Source organism: Microbacterium sp. HMH0099, assembly GCF_049384025.1.
Taxonomy (GTDB): domain Bacteria; phylum Actinomycetota; class Actinomycetes; order Actinomycetales; family Microbacteriaceae; genus Microbacterium.
Genome location: NZ_JBMRJR010000003.1, coordinates 17,218 through 33,767, shown reverse-complemented (window position 1 = coordinate 33,767; position 16,550 = coordinate 17,218). Strand labels below are relative to the sequence as shown.

General features: G+C 72.0%; 18 protein-coding genes and 2 tRNA genes. 7 read left to right on the top strand and 13 right to left on the bottom strand.

Going from position 1 to position 16,550, the window contains the following annotated elements:
• Positions 1-10: 10 nt before the first annotated feature.
• The 7 genes from ACO03V_RS07375 to ACO03V_RS07345 form a co-directional block, all read right to left on the bottom strand.
• Positions 11-523 (bottom strand): GNAT family N-acetyltransferase, encoded by a 513-nt coding sequence (locus ACO03V_RS07375; protein ID WP_423137153.1) that lies wholly within the window; start codon positions 521-523, stop codon positions 11-13.
• Between the two features lie 31 nt (positions 524-554).
• Positions 555-1,823, bottom strand: a complete 1,269-nt coding sequence (gene clpX / locus ACO03V_RS07370) for an ATP-dependent Clp protease ATP-binding subunit ClpX (RefSeq protein ID WP_367726692.1) — start codon at positions 1,821-1,823, stop codon at positions 555-557.
• A 283-nt stretch (positions 1,824-2,106) separates the two neighbouring features.
• On the bottom strand, positions 2,107-2,769 hold the full coding sequence (locus ACO03V_RS07365) for an ATP-dependent Clp protease proteolytic subunit (RefSeq protein WP_367726691.1): 663 nt from the start codon (positions 2,767-2,769) through the stop codon (positions 2,107-2,109).
• 23 nt (positions 2,770-2,792) lie between these two features.
• Positions 2,793-3,380 carry an ATP-dependent Clp protease proteolytic subunit gene (locus ACO03V_RS07360; protein WP_367726690.1) on the bottom strand — a complete coding sequence of 196 codons (588 nt, stop codon included), beginning with the start codon at positions 3,378-3,380 and terminating at the stop codon, positions 2,793-2,795.
• 78 nt (positions 3,381-3,458) lie between these two features.
• Positions 3,459-3,947 carry a tetratricopeptide repeat protein gene (locus ACO03V_RS07355; protein ID WP_423137152.1) on the bottom strand — a complete coding sequence of 163 codons (489 nt, stop codon included), beginning with the start codon at positions 3,945-3,947 and terminating at the stop codon, positions 3,459-3,461.
• Positions 3,948-4,101: 154 nt separating this feature from the next.
• Positions 4,102-5,586 carry a trigger factor gene (gene tig, locus ACO03V_RS07350; protein ID WP_423137151.1) on the bottom strand — a complete coding sequence of 495 codons (1,485 nt, stop codon included), beginning with the start codon at positions 5,584-5,586 and terminating at the stop codon, positions 4,102-4,104.
• Between the two features lie 73 nt (positions 5,587-5,659).
• Positions 5,660-5,733 (bottom strand) — tRNA-Pro (locus tag ACO03V_RS07345).
• Positions 5,734-6,077: 344 nt separating this feature from the next.
• Here ACO03V_RS07345 and ACO03V_RS07340 point away from each other — a divergent pair.
• Positions 6,078-7,541, top strand: coding sequence for a DUF222 domain-containing protein (locus ACO03V_RS07340; RefSeq protein ID WP_423137150.1), 1,464 nt, complete (start codon positions 6,078-6,080; stop codon positions 7,539-7,541).
• Between the two features lie 100 nt (positions 7,542-7,641).
• Positions 7,642-7,715, top strand: a tRNA-Gly gene (locus ACO03V_RS07335).
• 227 nt (positions 7,716-7,942) lie between these two features.
• Here the strand turns inward: ACO03V_RS07335 and ACO03V_RS07330 are convergent.
• From ACO03V_RS07330 to ACO03V_RS07320, 3 genes are read right to left on the bottom strand one after another with little or no spacing between them, the layout of a single operon-like run.
• Positions 7,943-8,575 (bottom strand): hypothetical protein, encoded by a 633-nt coding sequence (locus ACO03V_RS07330; RefSeq protein WP_423137149.1) that lies wholly within the window; start codon positions 8,573-8,575, stop codon positions 7,943-7,945.
• 42 nt (positions 8,576-8,617) lie between these two features.
• Positions 8,618-8,983, bottom strand: a complete 366-nt coding sequence (locus ACO03V_RS07325; protein WP_423137148.1) for an A1S_2505 family phage non-structural protein — start codon at positions 8,981-8,983, stop codon at positions 8,618-8,620.
• Positions 8,984-9,041: 58 nt separating this feature from the next.
• Positions 9,042-9,611 carry a gamma carbonic anhydrase family protein gene (locus ACO03V_RS07320; RefSeq protein ID WP_423137147.1) on the bottom strand — a complete coding sequence of 190 codons (570 nt, stop codon included), beginning with the start codon at positions 9,609-9,611 and terminating at the stop codon, positions 9,042-9,044.
• 179 nt (positions 9,612-9,790) lie between these two features.
• On the opposite strand from ACO03V_RS07320, the gene ACO03V_RS07315 reads away from it, so the two are divergent.
• The 5 genes from ACO03V_RS07315 to ACO03V_RS07295 all read left to right on the top strand — a co-directional run bounded on the left by ACO03V_RS07315 (position 9,791) and on the right by ACO03V_RS07295 (position 13,393).
• A complete protein-coding gene (locus ACO03V_RS07315; protein ID WP_423137146.1) occupies positions 9,791-10,411 on the top strand; it encodes an alternate-type signal peptide domain-containing protein in 621 nt (206 codons plus the stop codon).
• A 12-nt stretch (positions 10,412-10,423) separates the two neighbouring features.
• Positions 10,424-10,954 (top strand): hypothetical protein, encoded by a 531-nt coding sequence (locus ACO03V_RS07310; RefSeq protein WP_423137145.1) that lies wholly within the window; start codon positions 10,424-10,426, stop codon positions 10,952-10,954.
• On the top strand, positions 10,951-11,442 hold the full coding sequence (locus tag ACO03V_RS07305; protein ID WP_423137144.1) for a hypothetical protein: 492 nt from the start codon (positions 10,951-10,953) through the stop codon (positions 11,440-11,442). The genes ACO03V_RS07310 and ACO03V_RS07305 overlap by 4 nt, the downstream gene beginning before the upstream one ends.
• Positions 11,439-12,797: a signal peptidase I gene (locus tag ACO03V_RS07300; RefSeq protein WP_423137143.1), complete on the top strand. Its 1,359-nt coding sequence runs from the start codon at positions 11,439-11,441 to the stop codon at positions 12,795-12,797. Before ACO03V_RS07305 ends, ACO03V_RS07300 begins: the two co-directional genes overlap by 4 nt.
• A 110-nt stretch (positions 12,798-12,907) precedes the next feature.
• Positions 12,908-13,393: a Dps family protein gene (locus tag ACO03V_RS07295; RefSeq protein WP_367726677.1), complete on the top strand. Its 486-nt coding sequence runs from the start codon at positions 12,908-12,910 to the stop codon at positions 13,391-13,393.
• Between the two features lie 85 nt (positions 13,394-13,478).
• On the opposite strand, the gene ACO03V_RS07290 is transcribed toward ACO03V_RS07295, so the two are convergent.
• From ACO03V_RS07290 to ACO03V_RS07280, 3 genes are read right to left on the bottom strand one after another with little or no spacing between them, the layout of a single operon-like run.
• Positions 13,479-14,984, bottom strand: coding sequence for an amidohydrolase (locus ACO03V_RS07290; RefSeq protein WP_423137498.1), 1,506 nt, complete (start codon positions 14,982-14,984; stop codon positions 13,479-13,481).
• Positions 14,972-15,961 (bottom strand): Fpg/Nei family DNA glycosylase, encoded by a 990-nt coding sequence (locus ACO03V_RS07285; RefSeq protein ID WP_423137142.1) that lies wholly within the window; start codon positions 15,959-15,961, stop codon positions 14,972-14,974. Before ACO03V_RS07285 ends, ACO03V_RS07290 begins: the two co-directional genes overlap by 13 nt.
• Entirely contained in the window at positions 15,961-16,509 is a 549-nt protein-coding gene (locus ACO03V_RS07280; RefSeq protein ID WP_367726675.1) for a ribose-5-phosphate isomerase, read from the bottom strand. The genes ACO03V_RS07285 and ACO03V_RS07280 overlap by 1 nt, the downstream gene beginning before the upstream one ends.
• Positions 16,510-16,550: the final 41 nt, after the last annotated feature.

Below are 16,550 nucleotides of genomic sequence, written 5' to 3'. Positions count from 1 at the left end.
GCCCTATCCGTCAGCCGATCGTGTATTTGAAGCCGACGTGGGAGTCGGCGAAGCCGAGCCGCGTGTAGAAGCGGTGGGCGTCGACGCGCGCAGCATCGGAGGTGAGTTGCACGAGACCCACGCCGAGCGCCGGTGCGGCCACGTTCACCACCCACGTCATGAGGGCGCCGCCGATGCCGGCCGAGCGCCGGGCGGAGGACACGCGGACCGCCTCGACGAGGAGCCGGGTGGCGCCGCGGCGCGCCATACCGGGGATCACCGTCAGCTGCAGCGTTCCGACGACGGCCTCGTCACCGTCGATCACCACGACGAGATCGTTTTCCGGGCTGGTCAGCACCGCGTCGAGGCCGGCGCGGTAGGCGTCGGTGTCCGCTGCCGTCGCACGGTCTCCGCGCGCTGCGCTGATCGGGTCGTCGGCCAACAGGCTCACGATCGCGGGAAGATCCGCGGGGTCGGCACGGCGGACGGTCAGGCCCCCCGGGCTCGTGTCCAGGCAGGCGGGAAGGGAGAGGGCGGCGAGCATGCCCCCATTGTGTCGCGCGCGGCGACGGGGGTCAGGCGGTGCGGCGCTTCTGCGCGAGCACGATCGTCGGCGCGGCGCGGTCCTCGACGGCGGCGCGCGTGATGATGACCTTCGCCACGTCATCGGCCGACGGGACGTCGAACATGACGGGGCCGAGCACGTCCTCGAGGATCGCGCGCAGGCCGCGGGCGCCGGTCTTGCGGGCGACGGCGAGGTCGGCGATCGCGCGGAGGGCGTCCTCGTCGAACTCGAGCTGCACGCCATCGATCTCGAACATGCGCTGGTACTGCTTGACGAGCGCGTTGCGCGGCGCCGTGAGGATCTCCATCAGCGCGTCCTGGTCGAGGGGCGAGACGGATGCCACGACCGGCAGACGACCAATGAACTCGGGGATGAGCCCGAACTTGTGGAGGTCTTCGGGGAGGACGTCGCTGAAGAGGTTGAGGTCGTCGCCCTTGTTGTGCAGCGGAGCGCCGAAGCCGACGCCGTGCTTGCCGACGCGCGACGAGATGATCTCCTCGAGGCCCGCGAAGGCCCCGGCGACGATGAACAGGACGTTCGTCGTGTCGATCTGGATGAACTCCTGGTGCGGGTGCTTGCGTCCGCCCTGCGGCGGGACCGAGGCGACCGTGCCCTCCAGGATCTTCAGCAAGGCCTGCTGGACGCCCTCACCGGACACGTCGCGCGTGATCGACGGGTTCTCGGCCTTGCGGGCGATCTTGTCGACCTCGTCGATGTAGATGATGCCGGTCTCGGCGCGCTTGACGTCGAAGTCGGCGGCCTGCAGCAGCTTGAGGAGGATGTTCTCGACGTCCTCGCCGACGTAGCCGGCCTCGGTGAGGGCGGTGGCGTCCGCGACGGCGAACGGCACGTTGAGCCGCTTCGCGAGCGTCTGCGCGAGGTAGGTCTTGCCACAGCCGGTCGGACCGAGGAGCAGGATGTTGCTCTTGGCGATGTCGATCTCTTCGGCGCGCTGCTCAGCGGACTGCAGGGTGCCGTGCGAGCGCACGCGCTTGTAGTGGTTGTAGACGGCGACCGCGAGAGCGCGCTTGGCGGGCTCCTGGCCGACGACGTACTCCTCGAGGAACGAGAAGATCTCGCGCGGCTTCGGCAGGTCGAACTCGGCGACCTCGCCGGAGCTCGACTCGGCCATGCGCTCTTCGATGATCTCGTTGCACAGCTCGACGCACTCGTCGCAGATGTAGACGCCGGGACCGGCGATGAGCTGCTGCACCTGCTTCTGGCTCTTGCCGCAGAAGGAGCACTTGAACAAGTCGGCGCTCTCACCGATGCGTGCCATGTCCGGTCCTCACCCTCGACACCGGTCCGTCACCGGCGTTACCCGAGCCTAACCCGTGCCCGCGACATCGGCGGGCATTTGCGGCCGCGCCCTGTCCATGATCGCCGTCGGCGAAGTCGGCATCCCTCCTCCCCTCTTCCGGGGGCGCTGACATGGCGCGAATGCACGCCGGGGCGGGCGGGGGATGTACATCTGCGACAAGTCAGCGTCGGGGGGACGGGGCGCGCACGACGACGCCCCGCAGACCGGGCGGGTCTGCGGGGCGTCGGGCGGCGCGAGTGCGTCAGGCGGTGAGGGCCGCCGGGGTGCGCTTGCGCGTCGTGAGGACCTGGTCGACGATGCCGTAGTCCATGGCCTCCTGGGCCGAGAGGATCTTGTCGCGGTCGATGTCCTTGTTGACCTTGGCGACGTCCTGGCCGGTGTGGCGGGCCATCGTCTCCTCGAGCCAGGTGCGCATGCGGAGGATCTCCTGCGCCTGGATCTCGATGTCGGACGCCTGCCCGTGACCGGCCTCGCCCATGGCGGGCTGGTGGATCAGGATGCGGGCGTTCGGCAGGGCGAGTCGCTTGCCGGGGGCGCCGGCGGCGAGCAGGACGGATGCCGCCGAGGCGGCCTGTCCGAGAACGACCGTCTGGATCTGCGGCGAGACGTACTGCATCGTGTCGTAGATCGCCGTCATGGCCGTGAACGAGCCGCCGGGCGAGTTGATGTACATGATGATGTCGCGGTCGGGGTCCTGCGACTCGAGGACGAGCAGCTGGGCCATCACGTCGTCGGCCGAGGCGTCGTCGACCTGGACGCCGAGGAAGATGACGCGGTCCTCGAACAGCTTGTTGTACGGGTCCTGGCGCTTGTAGCCGTAGGCGGTGCGCTCCTCGAACTGAGGAAGGACGTAGCGGCTCGAAGGCATGTGCGCCGCGGCGCCGCCGAAGGTGGGGATGTTCATGTGGGTGTCCTTTTCCTCTCGCCTCAGGCCGCTGCGGTTCCGCCGCCGCCGGTGACGTCGGTGGCGTGCTCGCGCATGTGGTCGACGAAGCCGTACTCCAGCGCTTCCTGCGCGGAGAACCAGCGGTCGCGGTCGCCGTCGGCGTTGATCTGCTCGACGCTCTTGCCGGTCTGCGACGCGGTGATCTCGGCGAGGCGCTTCTTCATGTCGAGGATGAGCTGCGCCTGCGTCTGGATGTCGCTCGCGGTGCCGCCGAAGCCGCCGTGCGGCTGGTGCAGAAGGACGCGCGCGTTGGGCGTGATGTAGCGCTTGCCCTTCGTCCCGCTGGTGAGCAGCAGCTGGCCCATCGATGCGGCCATGCCGATGCCGACGGTGACGATGTCGTTCGGGACGAACTGCATCGTGTCGTAGATCGCCATGCCGGCCGTGATCGAGCCGCCGGGCGAGTTGATGTACAGGTAGATGTCGCGCTCGGCATCCTCGGCGGCGAGCAGCAGGATCTTGGCGCAGATCTCGTTGGCGTTCTCGTCGCGCACCTCCGAACCGAGCCAGATGATGCGGTCCTTCAGCAGCCTGTCGAAGACGCTCGTTGCCATAAGGGGTTCGGGCATGTGTGCTCCTCTTCCGGTGATCTGCAACGAATCTACCGGCGGGCTGTGGGCGGGGTCGCCGTGTTCGCCGCGGGCGGATCAGTCGAGTCGTTCGGCGATTTCTCGCGCGTATCCGGTCACGGAACGGGTATAGCGCGGAAGGTGCGGGGCCAGCGCCTGGAGGGCGGTGGATGCCGCCCGCTCGGGCTCCCCGGACGAGACCAGGGCCAGCGCGTAGAACGCCGCGGCGGCGTCGTGCAGCGGACCGCGGGGCTCGCGCTCGTATTCAGCTCGGAGCATCTGTCGGGCCTCGTCGCTCTTGCCGAGGTTGCGGATCGTGCTCGCGAGCTGGATGGTGGCGCGTGTCCGACGCTCGTCGTCGAGGCCGAGCGCCAGCGCGCGGCGGTACAGCTCCTCGGCCTCCGCCTCCAGCCCGGCGGAGTCGCGGGCGCCGGCGCGCTCGAACAGGGCGACGGGGTCGTCCGCGGGCCGCTCCCCCGCCAAGGCGTCGATCCGCGCGACGACCTCGAGCGGGTCGATCGTCTCGTCGGCCCAGACGGCGTCGATCCTGTGCTGCCAGTCGTCCATGTCTTCCTCCCGGGGATGCCGAAGGGGGCGGATGCCGTGGCATCCGCCCCCTCGTCGTGTGCTGTCGCTGTCGGCGGCCGTGTGACGGTCGCTCTCAGCGGGGTGCGTCACTCGCTGTCGGCGGCCGTGTCGTGGTCGCTGTCAGCGGGGTGCGTCACTCGCTGTCGGCGGCCTTGTCCTCGGTCTTCTTCTTGGCCGGGGCGCGCTTCTTGGCGGGGGCCTTCTTGGGGGCCTCCTCGGCGGCGGGCTCCTCGGCAGCGGGCTCCTCGGCGGGCGCCTCGTCAGCGGCGGGGGCCTCGGCGGCGGCCTCCTCCGTGGCCTCCTCGGAGGTCTCGTCCTCGGCGTCGGTGGGCTCCTCGCCCTCGACGGCCACGAAGCCGGTCAGGTCGACGGGCTTGCCGTCGGTGTCGACGACGGTGACCTTGCCGAGCGCGATCGCGAGGGCCTTGTTGCGGGCGACCTCACCGACGAGCGCCGGCAGCTGGTTGCCCTGCTGCAGCGCGTTGACGAAGTCCTGCGGCGCCATGTTGTACTGCGCGGCCGACTGGATGAGGTACTGGGTCAGCTCGTCCTGCGAGACCTGGACGTTCGCCTCTTCGGCGACCTTGTCGAGGATCATCTGGGTGCGGAACTGCTTCTCGCTCGCCTCGGTGACCTCGGCGCGGTGCTCGTCGTCCTCGAGACGGTTCTCGCCCTCGAGGTGCTGGTGCACCTCGTCCTCGATGAGCTGCGGCGGGACGGGGATCTCGACGGCCTCGAGCAGCGCCTCGATGAACTTGTCGCGCGCGGCGGAGCCCTGCGTGAACACCGACTGCTGCGAGACGCGCTCCGAGAGCGACGCGCGGAGCTCGTCGATGGTGTCGAACTCGGACGCCATCTGCGCGAAGTCGTCGTCGGCCTCGGGGAGCTCGCGCTCCTTGACGGCGGTGATCTTGACGGCCACCTCGGCCTCCTCGCCGGCGTGGTCGCCACCGACGAGCTTCGAGCGGAAGGTGGTCTCCTCACCGGCGGTGAGCGAGTCGATGGCCTCGTCGATGCCCTCGAGCAGCTCGCCGGAGCCGACCTCGTACGAGACGCCCTCGGCACGGTCGATCTCGGCGCCGTCGATGGTGGCGACGAGGTCGAGCTCCACGAAGTCGCCGGTGGCGGCGGGACGGTCGACGGTCACGAGCGTGCCGAAGCGGGCGCGCAGGCGGTCGAGCTCGGCGTCGATGCCCGCCTCGTCGACCTCGACCGCGTCCACGGTCACGGTGATCGAGTCGTAGGCGGGGAGGTCGAACTCGGGGCGGACGTCCACCTCGACGTCGACGACGAGGTCGCCCGAGAAGTCCTTGAGCTCGGGCAGCTCGACGATCTCGGCGCTCGGGCGGCCGATGACACGGAGCTCCTGGGCCTCGACGGCCTGACGGTAGAACCCGTCCAGGCCCTCGTTGACGGCGTGCTCGATGACGGCACCGCGCCCCATGCGCTGGTCGATGATCGGCGCGGGCACCTTGCCCTTGCGGAAGCCGGGGATCTGGACGTCACGGGCGATGTGCTCGTAGGCGTGGGCGATGCTCGGCTTGAGCTCCTCCGGCGAGACCGTGATGTGGAGCTTCACCCGGGTGGGGCTGAGCTGCTCGACGGTGCTGTTGACCATGCGGTTCGTTCTCCTCCTGTGGCCCGCGCGCACGCGGGGGCCGGCTAGGCCTGTGGTCTGTGGGGCCGTCACGTCGGGGCGACAGGATTTGAACCTGCGGCCTCCCGCTCCCAAAGCGGGCGCTCTACCAAGCTGAGCTACGCCCCGGGGCGACGCGCGATGCGCATCGACGAAACGGCCTCGTGAAGTCTAGACGATCGGGGTGTGCGCGCCGAGTTCGCCCTGGGCGGATTGTGGAGGGGTGTCCGGATGCCGCTGCGGTGGAGAGGCGGTGACGGGGTTATGTGGTCGTGGCATCCCTCCGGCTCAGGCGCCCGCGCGCGCGATGCGGAGGGCTGTGAACGACCTTTCCTCCACAGTCGGCTCGAAGTACCTCACGGAAGTTCTTCGCGCGGGACGACGGTCTCGGACCTGTGGATGAACCTCTCCTCCACAGGTTTTCCCCGATCAACGTTACTTTCGATGTCGGAGGTTCGTGGCAGTCTGCTCGCATGACCGAGATCCTGGACACCCTGCACGACATCGTCGCGCGCCTGTCCGCGGTCGTACCCGTGGCTCTCGCTCCGGACGGGTTGGGAGCGATGGACGATGCGTCGGTGATGCAGGTGATGGATGCCGCCGCCGCTCTTCTGCGTCATGCCGAGGCTCTTCTGGTCGAGGGTGCGGCGGTCGCGCAGGAACGGTCGCAGACCGCCGTCGTGGCCGACCGGATGACGACCGCGTTGGGGGCGCGGAACGTCCGCGACCTGGTGCAGCGGGCGACGCGGCTGTCCGGAGCGCGCGCCGCGGAGATCGTCCGGGCGGCCGGCGCCGTCGGCCCGAGGTACGGAGCCCTGAGCGGCGACCTGCTACCGCCCGCCTATCCGGCGCTCCGCTCGGCCATCGCCGAGGGCGTTCTCGGTGCGGACGCCGTCGCGGCCGTCGCCCGCGAGCTGGACCGTGCGGCCGTCGGGGCCGAGCAGCTGGCGGCGGCGGACGTCGAGCTGGCCGCCTCGGCGAGCGGCGACGGCCCGACGGGCGGGGGTCTCCCCACCGCGGACGAGCTCCGGCTGCAGGCGCAGGTCTGGGCCGTCTGGCTCGACCCCGACGGTGCGGAGCCGCGCGACGACCTGGCCCAGCGGAAGCGGGGACTTTCGCTCGGCCGGGCGCGCGACGGGCTCGTCCCCATCCGCGGGATGCTGCTGCCCGATGTCGCCGGCGCGCTGCAGAGAGCGACGGACAGCATTCTCAATCCCCGCGTCGAGGGGTCGGCGTTCCGCCCCGATGACGGGGGTGGCGCGGAGGGGCCGTCCGGCGAAGGGGCGGACGCGTTCGGCGACGACGTCTCCATGGTGGACCAGCGCACTCGCACGCAGAAGATGCATGACGCCCTGGCGACCATCGTCACGACGGCGACCAGATCCGGCGCGCTGCCGACGCTCGGGGGTGCCGCGCCGACGTTGCTGGTCTCCGTGCGGGCCGAGGATCTGGCGTCGGACCGGGGCGTGGCGCACATCGACGGGTCGGACGCCGTCGTCCCGCTCGCGGTGGCTCGGCAGATCGCGTGCGCCGGCGGCATCCATCGGGTCTTCGTCGGGGGCAACGGTCGCGTCGAGCGCATCGAGGTCGCCGATCGCGTGTTCACCCCCGCGCAGCGGAGGGCGATCACGGTGCGGGACGGCGGCTGCGTCATTCCGGGCTGCGACGTCCCGGCCGCCTGGTGCGAGATCCACCACGTAACGCCCCATGCGCGCGGCGGGGCGACGCACACCGGCAACGGGGTGCTGCTGTGCTGGCACCATCACCGGACGATCGACGTGAACGGCTGGGCGATCCGGATGCGGCACGGCGTCCCGGAGGTGCGCGGTCCGTCCTGGTGGGACCCCCTCGGACGCTGGCGACCGACGACGTCCTCCTCGACGCGGACGCGGGACGAGCTCGACCGTCGGCGGCGAGCGCGCGGCTCGAGTCCGTGAGATCACGGCGGGGCGACCGCCGCCGTGCCCGCTTGACGGCCCGCGTTCATCACAGCGTCGCGCGTGAAGTAGAGTGGATGCCGTTGCGGTCCGCCGCTACGGGGATGTAGCTCAATGGTAGAGCCTCAGTCTTCCAAACTGATTACGCGGGTTCGATTCCCGTCATCCCCTCCACTTCTTCCGCCGGTGAGCACCTCCCGGGCCAAGGGCCAGACGTCCCTTCCGGGCCAGCCGCTCGAAGTACGGCCACGCGTCCACGGTCGTCGACGGGAGCACCGCCCTCCACCCGTCGTCATAGGAGGTCTCTCGGCCACCCGGCACGGCCGCGCGTCGACATTCCCCGTCGTGCACCGCTCCCGCGTCGCCGACGCCCGCGGCCGCCTCGAGGGCCGCATCGGCGCTCACCCCCAGAAGCGCACGAACGCCGCGAGGGTGCCGGACGCGACGGCCGCGGTGATCAGCCCCCAGACGATGGCGGGTCCGCGTCTCCGGGACGCGGTGGCCCACAACGTCGTCGCGGCGAGCGCGATCGTGGTCGCCAGCCCCGTCGCGAACGTCCACCGGAGGGCGACCACGCGCGCATCGGGAGAGCCGAATGCGGTGAAGCCGTACGTGACGAACATCGTGAGGATCCCTAGCCCGACGGAGCAGAACCACACGGCCAGGACACGACCGCCCCAGTCGAGCCACTGGTCCGGCAGCCGCTCCGCGGCGAGCCCCGCGGGAATCCGCGGCGGTAGCTCCACCCCCGCGGGAAGAAAACTCAGCCGACGGGCGGTCTCTTCGTCAGCGCCGATCCCACGGAGCATGTCGATGTATGCACACTCCTCCGCCGGGTCGAGCGGCTCATCCAGGCCGATCGCGAAGCGGGCGGCCTGATCCGGATGCCCGCCGGCGCGATACGCGTCGACGAGCAGCTTGCGGGTCACCGCGTCCTCGGGGTTCCGCTGCAGGGTGAACTTCAGCCGCCCGACCTGCTCGCGGCGGGACGCGCGCTCCTCAGGCGTCTCGCCCACCGCCCACGATCCCGTCACGGCACTCAGTATGGCGGGCGGGGAGTCGACGCGTGGTCGCCCTCAGCCCCGGTCGGACAGCTCCTGCGCGAACGACGCCGGCAGGACGACGTTCTCGCCCGCCCCGGCGAAGAATCCGGCGACCTGAGCCGGCCGGTATCCGGCGATCCCGCAGCCGACCTCTGTCACCAGGAACCGCAGCTCGGGGTGCTCCGCGGCGAACGCGACGAACCGTCCTGCCTGCTCTTCGAACACGCCGAGACCCGACATCGTGTCGATGCCGTAGGACTGCCCCTGCAGCCCCTCCGCCTGCCCCCAGACGGCGCCGAAGCGGTCGAGGGCGAACTTCGCCGCTCCCCCGCCGTGGGCGCCGGCGCTGTTGGAGCCGAAGACGAACACCTCATGCGGCGCGAGAGAGTCGATGTGCATGACTCGACGGTAGGACCGGCATCGCTCCGGCGACACCGACGTTGACAATGCGGACGCGTCAGTCGATCGGACGGTCCAGACGCACACCCGGCTCGACGGCGACGGCACCCGCGTGCCGCGCCGAATGGGCCCGGTAGATCTCGGCGTTCCGCAGGATCTTCTCGCGCTCCTCATCGGTGAGGGCCCGCCGCACCTTCGCGGGCACGCCGGCCACCAGCGACCCTGCCGGGATGACGCTCCCCTCGAGCACGACCGCACCCCCGGCCACGAGGCATCCGGGTCCGATCTCCGCACCCGACAGGACGACGCTGCCCATGCCGATGAGCGAGCCGTCGCCGATGGTGCACCCGTGCACGACAGCGTTGTGCCCGACCGACACGTTCTCGCCGATGACGACCGGCAGCCCCTGGTCGACGTGGACGGCGACGTTGTCCTGCAGGTTGCTCCCCGCGCCGAGCTCGATGGACGCGCTGTCGCCGCGCACCACGGCGTTGTACCAGACGCTCGCCCCCTCCCGCAGGGTGACCGCCCCGATGATGCGTGCCCCGGCGGCGACGAACGCCGACGCGTCGACGACCGGAACGGCGTCGGGCAGGGCGAGCACGGAGGCGTCCGGAGCGATCGGCATGCGCCGACACTACCGAAGCCGGGCGCCCGTCGACCCCCTCGGTAGTCGTCCGGGAACGCCCGGAGCTACCGGCCCGCACGGGTGGATTACGGGATGCCACTGGATCAGTACTCGCGTTTCCTCAGCCCGCTCATAGATTCCGGGCAGGAATCCCGCAGCACACACACCCAGGAGCATCCATGTCCGTCGATCTCGCCCCGACACCCGCCCCCTCCCGCCGCCGCGACCGCCCGGAGGCCCGCCCGCAGACCCGGCGCCGCACGAAGGGCACGGCGATCGCCGCCATCGCCGCCGGAACGGCCCTCCTGCTGGGCGGCACCGGCACCCTCGCCGTCTGGTCAACCCAGACCGCCCTCACCGCCGGCCCGATCGAGTCGGGCAACCTCGACCTCCTGCTCGACACCACCGAGGGCGTCTGGACCCTGCAGGGTCTCGTCGGCGGCCTGCTCACCCTCGACCCGGCCACCATCTCCGCCGTGCGCATCGTGCCCGGCGACGTCCTGACGCTCACGCAGCCGCTCGAGGTCGTCCTGGAGGGCGACACCCTCGCCGGCGACCTCTCGCTCAGCTCGACCGACGTCGTGGGCGGAGCGCTCGCGCCCTACGTGGACGTGGACCTCGCGGTCACCGGCCTCGGGTCCGCCGTCGACGACACGTACCGCATCACCCCGGACACCGACGGGGAGCTCACGGCGCAGGTGACCATCACCTTCGACCCGGCCACCACGGGCCAGCTCGGCGCGAACACCACCCTCGACCTCAGCAACCTCGTCTTCTCACTGACCCAGGTCGCGGACTGAGGTCGCGCCCGCATGCCCGCCCGCGACACCGACGGCGGCAGCGGCGTCGGACATCGCCTCCGGTGGGCGGCACCCCTGGCTGCGGTCCTCGTCCTCGCGACGGGGACCGCAGCCGCCCACGGCCTGTGGGAACGCCGCGTCGACGTCGCCGTCACCCCCGTGACGGCAGGCTCGCTCGTCATCACGACGGCCTGGGTCGGGACGCCGCCGACGTGGACCCCGATCTTCCCCGGCGAGACCCGCGACACCGGGCTCCTGCGCGTCAGCGGCACCGGCGCCGGTGCCACCCTGCGGTGGAAGGTCTCGGCCACCGTCACCTTCGGCGACGGCTTCGCCGGCCACGTCACCACGCAGCTGTACCGCGGCGCGTGCGGCGGCACCGCCCTCCCGTCCGCCGGCTATGCCCCGGCGGGCGGGTACGGGCCGACCGACACCGTGGACCTGTGCCTCCGCATGACGCTCGCCCCCACCGCCCCCAGCGACCTGCAGGGGCGGGCGCTGGTGCCCACCATCCACGTCGTCGCCGACCAGGTCACCTCATGAGCCCCACCTCCCCGCGCCCCCGCGCCGCCGCCCCGGTGCTCGCCGCCGTCCTCGCGCTCGTGCTCGGCGGCATCCCCTCCTCCGCCGACGCCGCCTGGCGCGCGAGCGTCCCCACCCCGACCGCCGCGCTCTCGGCGGGCCGGCTGACCGCGCCGGCGATCGGCTGCGAGACCCGTGCGGACGGTTTGCTCGGCGTCAGCTACGCCTACGTGTCGTGGCTGGCGGTCGACCACGCGACCTCCTACGACGTCCTCGTCGGCAGCACGTCCGGAGCCGCGCGCGAGCGGATCGGCACGACGACGGGGACGGCCTTCGAGGTGCGCGGCGGGCTTCTGACCCTCTTGCTGGGCACCCTCCTGTCGACGGGGACACCGATCGTCTCCGTCGTGGCGCGGACGGGCGAATGGCGCTCACCCGAGAGCGACACCCGGACCATCGGCCTGACCGGGGTCGTGGGCACCGTCGTGGGAAGCGTCCGGTGCGTATGAGCGCCCCGCGGACCGCCCCCGGCGGCGCCGTCCCGCTCCGGTCCGCGGCGGACGGCGCGACCCGACGGAGCGGTCGCCGACGTCTCGCCCGCCGCGCCTGGGCGCGGGCGCGCAGCATCGCCGGCTGGACCCTTCTGCTCGCCCTGTCCGCGTTCGCCCTGCTGACGATCGTCCTGCCGTTCCTCCTGGGCGCCCACACGTACACGGTGCTCACCGGCAGTATGAGACCCGGGATGCCGCCGGGCTCACTCGTCGCGGTCCGCGAGACCCCCGTCGACGACATCCGCATCGGCGACGTCATCACCTTCCAGCTGCGGTCCGGCGAGCCGACCGTCGTGACGCACCGGGTCGTCGGTACGACCAGCAGCACCGGCGGCGACCGCCTCCTCCTCACCCGCGGCGATGCGAACGACGTAGAGGATCCCCCGGTCCAGGCGGAGCAGATCCGGGGGATTGTCGTCTACGCCGTCCCGTGGCTCGGCTACCCGGGCGTCCTCCTGGGCGGACAGGAGCGCGGCACGCTCATCGTCGCGGCCGGGGTCGCGATCGTGGGGTACGGCGTCGCCCTTCTCGTCGTCGACGCCGTCCGCGGGCGGGGACGTCGACGCGCCCTGTCCGCCCTGGTCGCCGTGGCGCTCGGCGCCGGTCCCCTCCTCGCCGCACCGCCGCCGCCCGCGGCCGCCGCCTCCCCCGCGGACCCCGCGAGCGCCTCCCCCGCCGACCCCGCGAGCGCCTCCCCCGCCGACCCCGCAGCCGCCGACCCCGCACGCGCCTTTTCCGCCGGGCTCGCAGCCGCCTCCGCGCCGCGCGCCGACCCCGCCCCCGCAACCGCGTCCCTGCAGCTGAGCACCGACGGCGCGACCTACACGAGCGGCCCGGTGTTCCCCGTCTTCTCCGACGCCGGCGCGTTCGTCCCCGGGCGGACCGTCGCCGTCGACCTGTGGATCCGCAACGCCGGACCCGACCCCGCCGTCGCCGCCCTGCGCCTCGACACCGGTTCCGCGGGCAGCGCCCTGGCGGCATCCCTCGCCCTCGTCGTCGACGGCACCGCCCTCGGCGCAGGGGACGAATGGCGCAGCCGGCTGCTCGATCCGGGTGAATCCGTCCGTGTCGAGGTGGGCATGCGGATGGATGCCGCGGCCGCCAATGACACACGGCGCTCCCGCGCCGACGTCGTCCCGTGGGTACGTCTGACGGGCAGCGCCCCGGGAGAGGCGGCTTCCGACCCGACCGCCCTGCCCCGCACCGGCCCGGACCTCGCGACTCTTCCCGCGCTGCTCCTCGTCGCCGCGGCGCTGACGGCCCTCGGCCTGGCCCTGCGGCGGCACCGGCGCACCCCCGACGGAGGAAGGTGAGGATTCCCTTCCCACCGGGGGTTTAGCCCAGCCTCATCTTGCTTGCGGAATGATCTCAGCCGAGTAGCGTTGCAGCCAACACGACAGACGCCCACTTTGCAGGAGACCTCATGAGCACCGTCCAGACCCCCGCCGCCACCACCGTCGACCCGACGATGGCCGCCGGCACCGCCCAGTTCCTCTCCCCCGTCGTCCACGGCCTCGAGGCCCTCGTCGTCAACGGCAAGCAGGCCCACTGGCACGTGCGCGGCTCGAACTTCATCGGCGTGCACGAGCTCCTCGACACCGTCGTCGCCCACGCGCAGGAGTGGGCCGACCTGGCCGCGGAGCGCATCGTCGCCCTCGGCCTGCCCATCGACTCGCGTCTGTCGACGGTCACCGCCAAGGCCAAGGCGACCGAGGTGCCCGCCGGCTTCGCCCAGTCCGACGTCATGATCCGTGCGGTCATCGCCGACATTGACGCCGTCCTCATCGACATCGAGACCGCCATCGAGGGCCTCGACGAGATCGACATGTCCAGCCAGGACGTCGCGATCGAGATCAAGCGCGGCCTCGACAAGGACCGCTGGTTCCTCTTCGCACACCTCGCGGCCTGATCACGGCATCCCCGTACCAAGAGGGGGCGACGCGTCGGCGTCGCCCCCTCTTGGCGTCTCCCGGGCCTCCTCGTGGGATCGCTGCTCAGGCGCCGTGCGTGACCCGGCCCGCCAGCAGCGTCGTCAGCACCGGCATCGCCCGCAGCCCGCGCTCGTCCGCGGTGCGCGGATCGGCGCCGACGATCACCAGGTCGGCCACCGCGCCGGGGGCGATCTCGGCCGGCGTTGTCGAGCCGCCCGCCGTGGATGCCGCGATGGCGGTGTCGATGTCCACGCGCTGGTGCGGCTGCCAGGCGTCCCGCCCGTCCCGCGTGCGGTAGACGGCCGAGGCCATCGCGGCCCACGGGTCCAGCGGCGCCACCGGGGCGTCGGATCCGAACCGGAGGTTCACGCCGCTGTCGGCCAGCGCGCGCAGCGGGTACGGCTGGGCGGACTGCTCCGCCCAGATCGTGTCGGTCATGTCCCGGTCGTCCAGCGCATGCTCGGGCTGCACGCTCGCGGCCACGCCGAGACGGGCGAACCGCGGGATGTCGGTGTGGTTGACGAGCTGCGCGTGCTCGATGGTGCCCGTCGCGCCCGTCCGGGCGTAGGCGTCGAGCGCGTGCGCGTTGGCGACGTCGCCGATCGCGTGAATGGCGCACTCGAGACCGGCGGCCGTGGCGCGCGTCATCATGTCGAGCAGCTCGTCGGGCCCGATCGTCAGCAGCCCCGTGTTGCCCGGCTCCCCGGGGTAGTGGTGGCCGCACGCCGCGGTGCGCGTGCCCAGCGACCCGTCGGTGATGGCCTTCAGCGGTCCGACCCGCACCAGTCCGTGGGTGCTCCCTCGCACGGGATCGCCCGTCCGCAGCCCCTCCGCGATCGCCCGGTCGAGGTGCTGCGGGTACGTCCCGTACGACACGCGCAGCGTGTCGAAGCCCCCGGCCACCCGCCGCTGCCACGGCTCGTCGTTCCACGTCATGTCCAGGTCCACGATGCCGACCACGCCCCGGGACGCCGCCGCCCGGGCCATCCGCGCCACGGCGGCGTCGGCGTGCGCCGGGTCCACCGCGTTGAGGCGCCGCGAGATCTCGAAGGCGTCCTCCTCCTTCAGGAGACCGGATGCCACGGGTGCGAACCCCTCCCGGCGGAACGCCGCCGAGTTCAGCCACACACTGTGCACGTCGGCGTTGATCAGGTAGGTCGGGACCTCGCCGGTGGCGGCATCCAGGATCTGCAGGCTCGGGACGTCGGGCCAGAGCCCGTCGCGGAAGCCCGAGCCGACGCGCCGTCCCTCCACCACGGGGGCCAGCCCCATGATGACCGCGGCGTCGTGCGCCGTCGCGACGTCTCCGAGGGGGACGCGCTCCGCCGCGAGGGCCCACTGCAGGACGTGGACGTGGTGGTCCCAGAGGCCCGGCACCAGCCAGGCGCCGGCGCCCTCGACCACGGCGCCGCCGCGCGGACGGAGGTTGCCGGTCGGGGCGATGTCGACGATGCGACCGTCCGCGAGGACGACGTCGACGGGCTCCGGCGTGGGCAGCAGCTCGCGCCCGGGTCCGGCGACGCGCACCGCCCGGACGAAGGCCGCCTGATCGCCGATCACGCCTGGCACCGCGGGCACCAGTAGAGCTTGCGCCCGGCGGCCTCCTCCATCAGCACCGTCGTCCCGCAGACGCGGCACGGCAGGCCGGCGCGGTGGTAGACCCAGTGCCGGTCGTCCCGGTGCGCCATCGCGCGGCGATAGGCCTCGGGATCGAGGTCGTCCATCGTCATCATCTGGCCGGTCTCGACGCCGATCGCGAGCAGCCGGACCCAGTCGCGCCAGATCCCGCGGACGACCTCCTCCGGGACGTCGCGCCCCGGGGTGTGCGGGTTCTGCCGGGCCCGGAAGAGCAGCTCCGCGCGGTACACGTTGCCGATGCCGCTCACGACCGCCTGGTCCATCAGCAGGAGGCCGATGGGCGTGGGCTTGCGCCGGACGGTGGCGGTGAACCGCTCCTCGCCCTCGGCCGCGTCGTCCACGAGCGGGTCGGGGCCGAGCTTGGCGATCGTCGCGGCGACCTCGTCCGGGGTCTGCAGCACGCAGGCGGTGGGTCCGCGCAGGTCCGCGCAGGTCGTCTCGGTCAGTAGTCGGAGCCGGACCTGTCCGACGACCGGCGGTGGCCACTCGACCTGCTCGTCGAGGCCGGTCGTCTGCTCCGACATGCGGACGCGCGCGCGCCGCGGGGCGCCGATCGAGGTCAGCGAGTTCTCGCCGGCGGCATCCAGGATCTCCTCGTCCAGCACCGTGCCGCGCTGGTTGGTCTGCCCCATGCGCCCGTTGGAGGACGCGATCGTCGCGTCGACCACGACGTCGCCGGCGAAGTCCCACGCCCCGTACATGCCGAGGTGGACCCGCAGCCACACGTCGCCGTCGAAGCGCAGGAACATCTGCTTCGCGACCGCGCGCACCTCGACCGCCTCGCGCCCGTCGAGGACGGCCGCACCCTCGGCGAAGCGTCCCTGGGGACTGGATGCCGCGACGACACGCCCCACGATGTTCCGGTCGAACTGGCGCGCGATGCGGTGGACGGAATGCCCTTCGGGCATCAGCCTGCCTCGGGGTCGAACGCGTCGCTCGCGTCGAGGACGTCGGGGCGGCCCGGGCCGTCCTGCTCGCGCGGGTCGGGCAGGAGGCTGCCGTCCTGCTCGTAGGCGGCGAGCTGGCCGATGCGGCGCGCGTGACGCTCCTCGCCCGAGAACGGGGTGGCGAGGAACCGGTCGATGAACGACACGGCCTCGTCGAACGTGTGCTGGCGGGCGCCGATGGCGATGACGTTCGCGTCGTTGTGCTCGCGGGCGAGTTCGGCGGTGGCGATGCTCCACACGAGCGCCGCACGGACGCCCAGGACCTTGTTCGCGGCGATCTGCTCGCCGTTGCCGGAACCGCCGAACACGACGCCGAGCGCCTCGACGCCCGCGGCCTGGTCGCGGACGACCGCCTCCGCCGCGCGGATGCAGAACGCGGGGTAGTCGTCGAGCGGGTCGTACTCGATCGGGCCGTGGTCCACGACGTCGTGGCCTTGTCCGGCGAGGTGGTGCTGGAGCTGGGTGGAGAACTCGAGACCGGCGTGATCGGTGCCGATGTGAATGCGCATACGGGAATCCTATTGAGAAGCGTCCGGCCCCGGGCGGACGT

Bases quoted from the DNA above. Each gene is read 5' to 3' on its own strand.
- ACO03V_RS07375 (WP_423137153.1), bottom strand. From the start codon at position 523: ATGCTCGCCGCCCTCTCCCTTCCCGCCTGCCTGGACACGAGCCCGGGG.
- clpX (WP_367726692.1), bottom strand. From the start codon at position 1,823: ATGGCACGCATCGGTGAGAGCGCCGACTTGTTCAAGTGCTCCTTCTGC.
- ACO03V_RS07365 (WP_367726691.1), bottom strand. From the start codon at position 2,769: ATGAACATCCCCACCTTCGGCGGCGCCGCGGCGCACATGCCTTCGAGC.
- ACO03V_RS07360 (WP_367726690.1), bottom strand. From the start codon at position 3,380: ATGCCCGAACCCCTTATGGCAACGAGCGTCTTCGACAGGCTGCTGAAG.
- ACO03V_RS07355 (WP_423137152.1), bottom strand. From the start codon at position 3,947: ATGGACGACTGGCAGCACAGGATCGACGCCGTCTGGGCCGACGAGACG.
- tig (WP_423137151.1), bottom strand. From the start codon at position 5,586: ATGGTCAACAGCACCGTCGAGCAGCTCAGCCCCACCCGGGTGAAGCTC.
- ACO03V_RS07340 (WP_423137150.1), top strand. From the start codon at position 6,078: ATGACCGAGATCCTGGACACCCTGCACGACATCGTCGCGCGCCTGTCC.
- ACO03V_RS07325 (WP_423137148.1), bottom strand. From the start codon at position 8,983: ATGCACATCGACTCTCTCGCGCCGCATGAGGTGTTCGTCTTCGGCTCC.
- ACO03V_RS07320 (WP_423137147.1), bottom strand. From the start codon at position 9,611: ATGCCGATCGCTCCGGACGCCTCCGTGCTCGCCCTGCCCGACGCCGTT.
- ACO03V_RS07315 (WP_423137146.1), top strand. From the start codon at position 9,791: ATGTCCGTCGATCTCGCCCCGACACCCGCCCCCTCCCGCCGCCGCGAC.
- ACO03V_RS07310 (WP_423137145.1), top strand. From the start codon at position 10,424: ATGCCCGCCCGCGACACCGACGGCGGCAGCGGCGTCGGACATCGCCTC.
- ACO03V_RS07305 (WP_423137144.1), top strand. From the start codon at position 10,951: ATGAGCCCCACCTCCCCGCGCCCCCGCGCCGCCGCCCCGGTGCTCGCC.
- ACO03V_RS07300 (WP_423137143.1), top strand. From the start codon at position 11,439: ATGAGCGCCCCGCGGACCGCCCCCGGCGGCGCCGTCCCGCTCCGGTCC.
- ACO03V_RS07295 (WP_367726677.1), top strand. From the start codon at position 12,908: ATGAGCACCGTCCAGACCCCCGCCGCCACCACCGTCGACCCGACGATG.
- ACO03V_RS07285 (WP_423137142.1), bottom strand. From the start codon at position 15,961: ATGCCCGAAGGGCATTCCGTCCACCGCATCGCGCGCCAGTTCGACCGG.
- ACO03V_RS07280 (WP_367726675.1), bottom strand. From the start codon at position 16,509: ATGCGCATTCACATCGGCACCGATCACGCCGGTCTCGAGTTCTCCACC.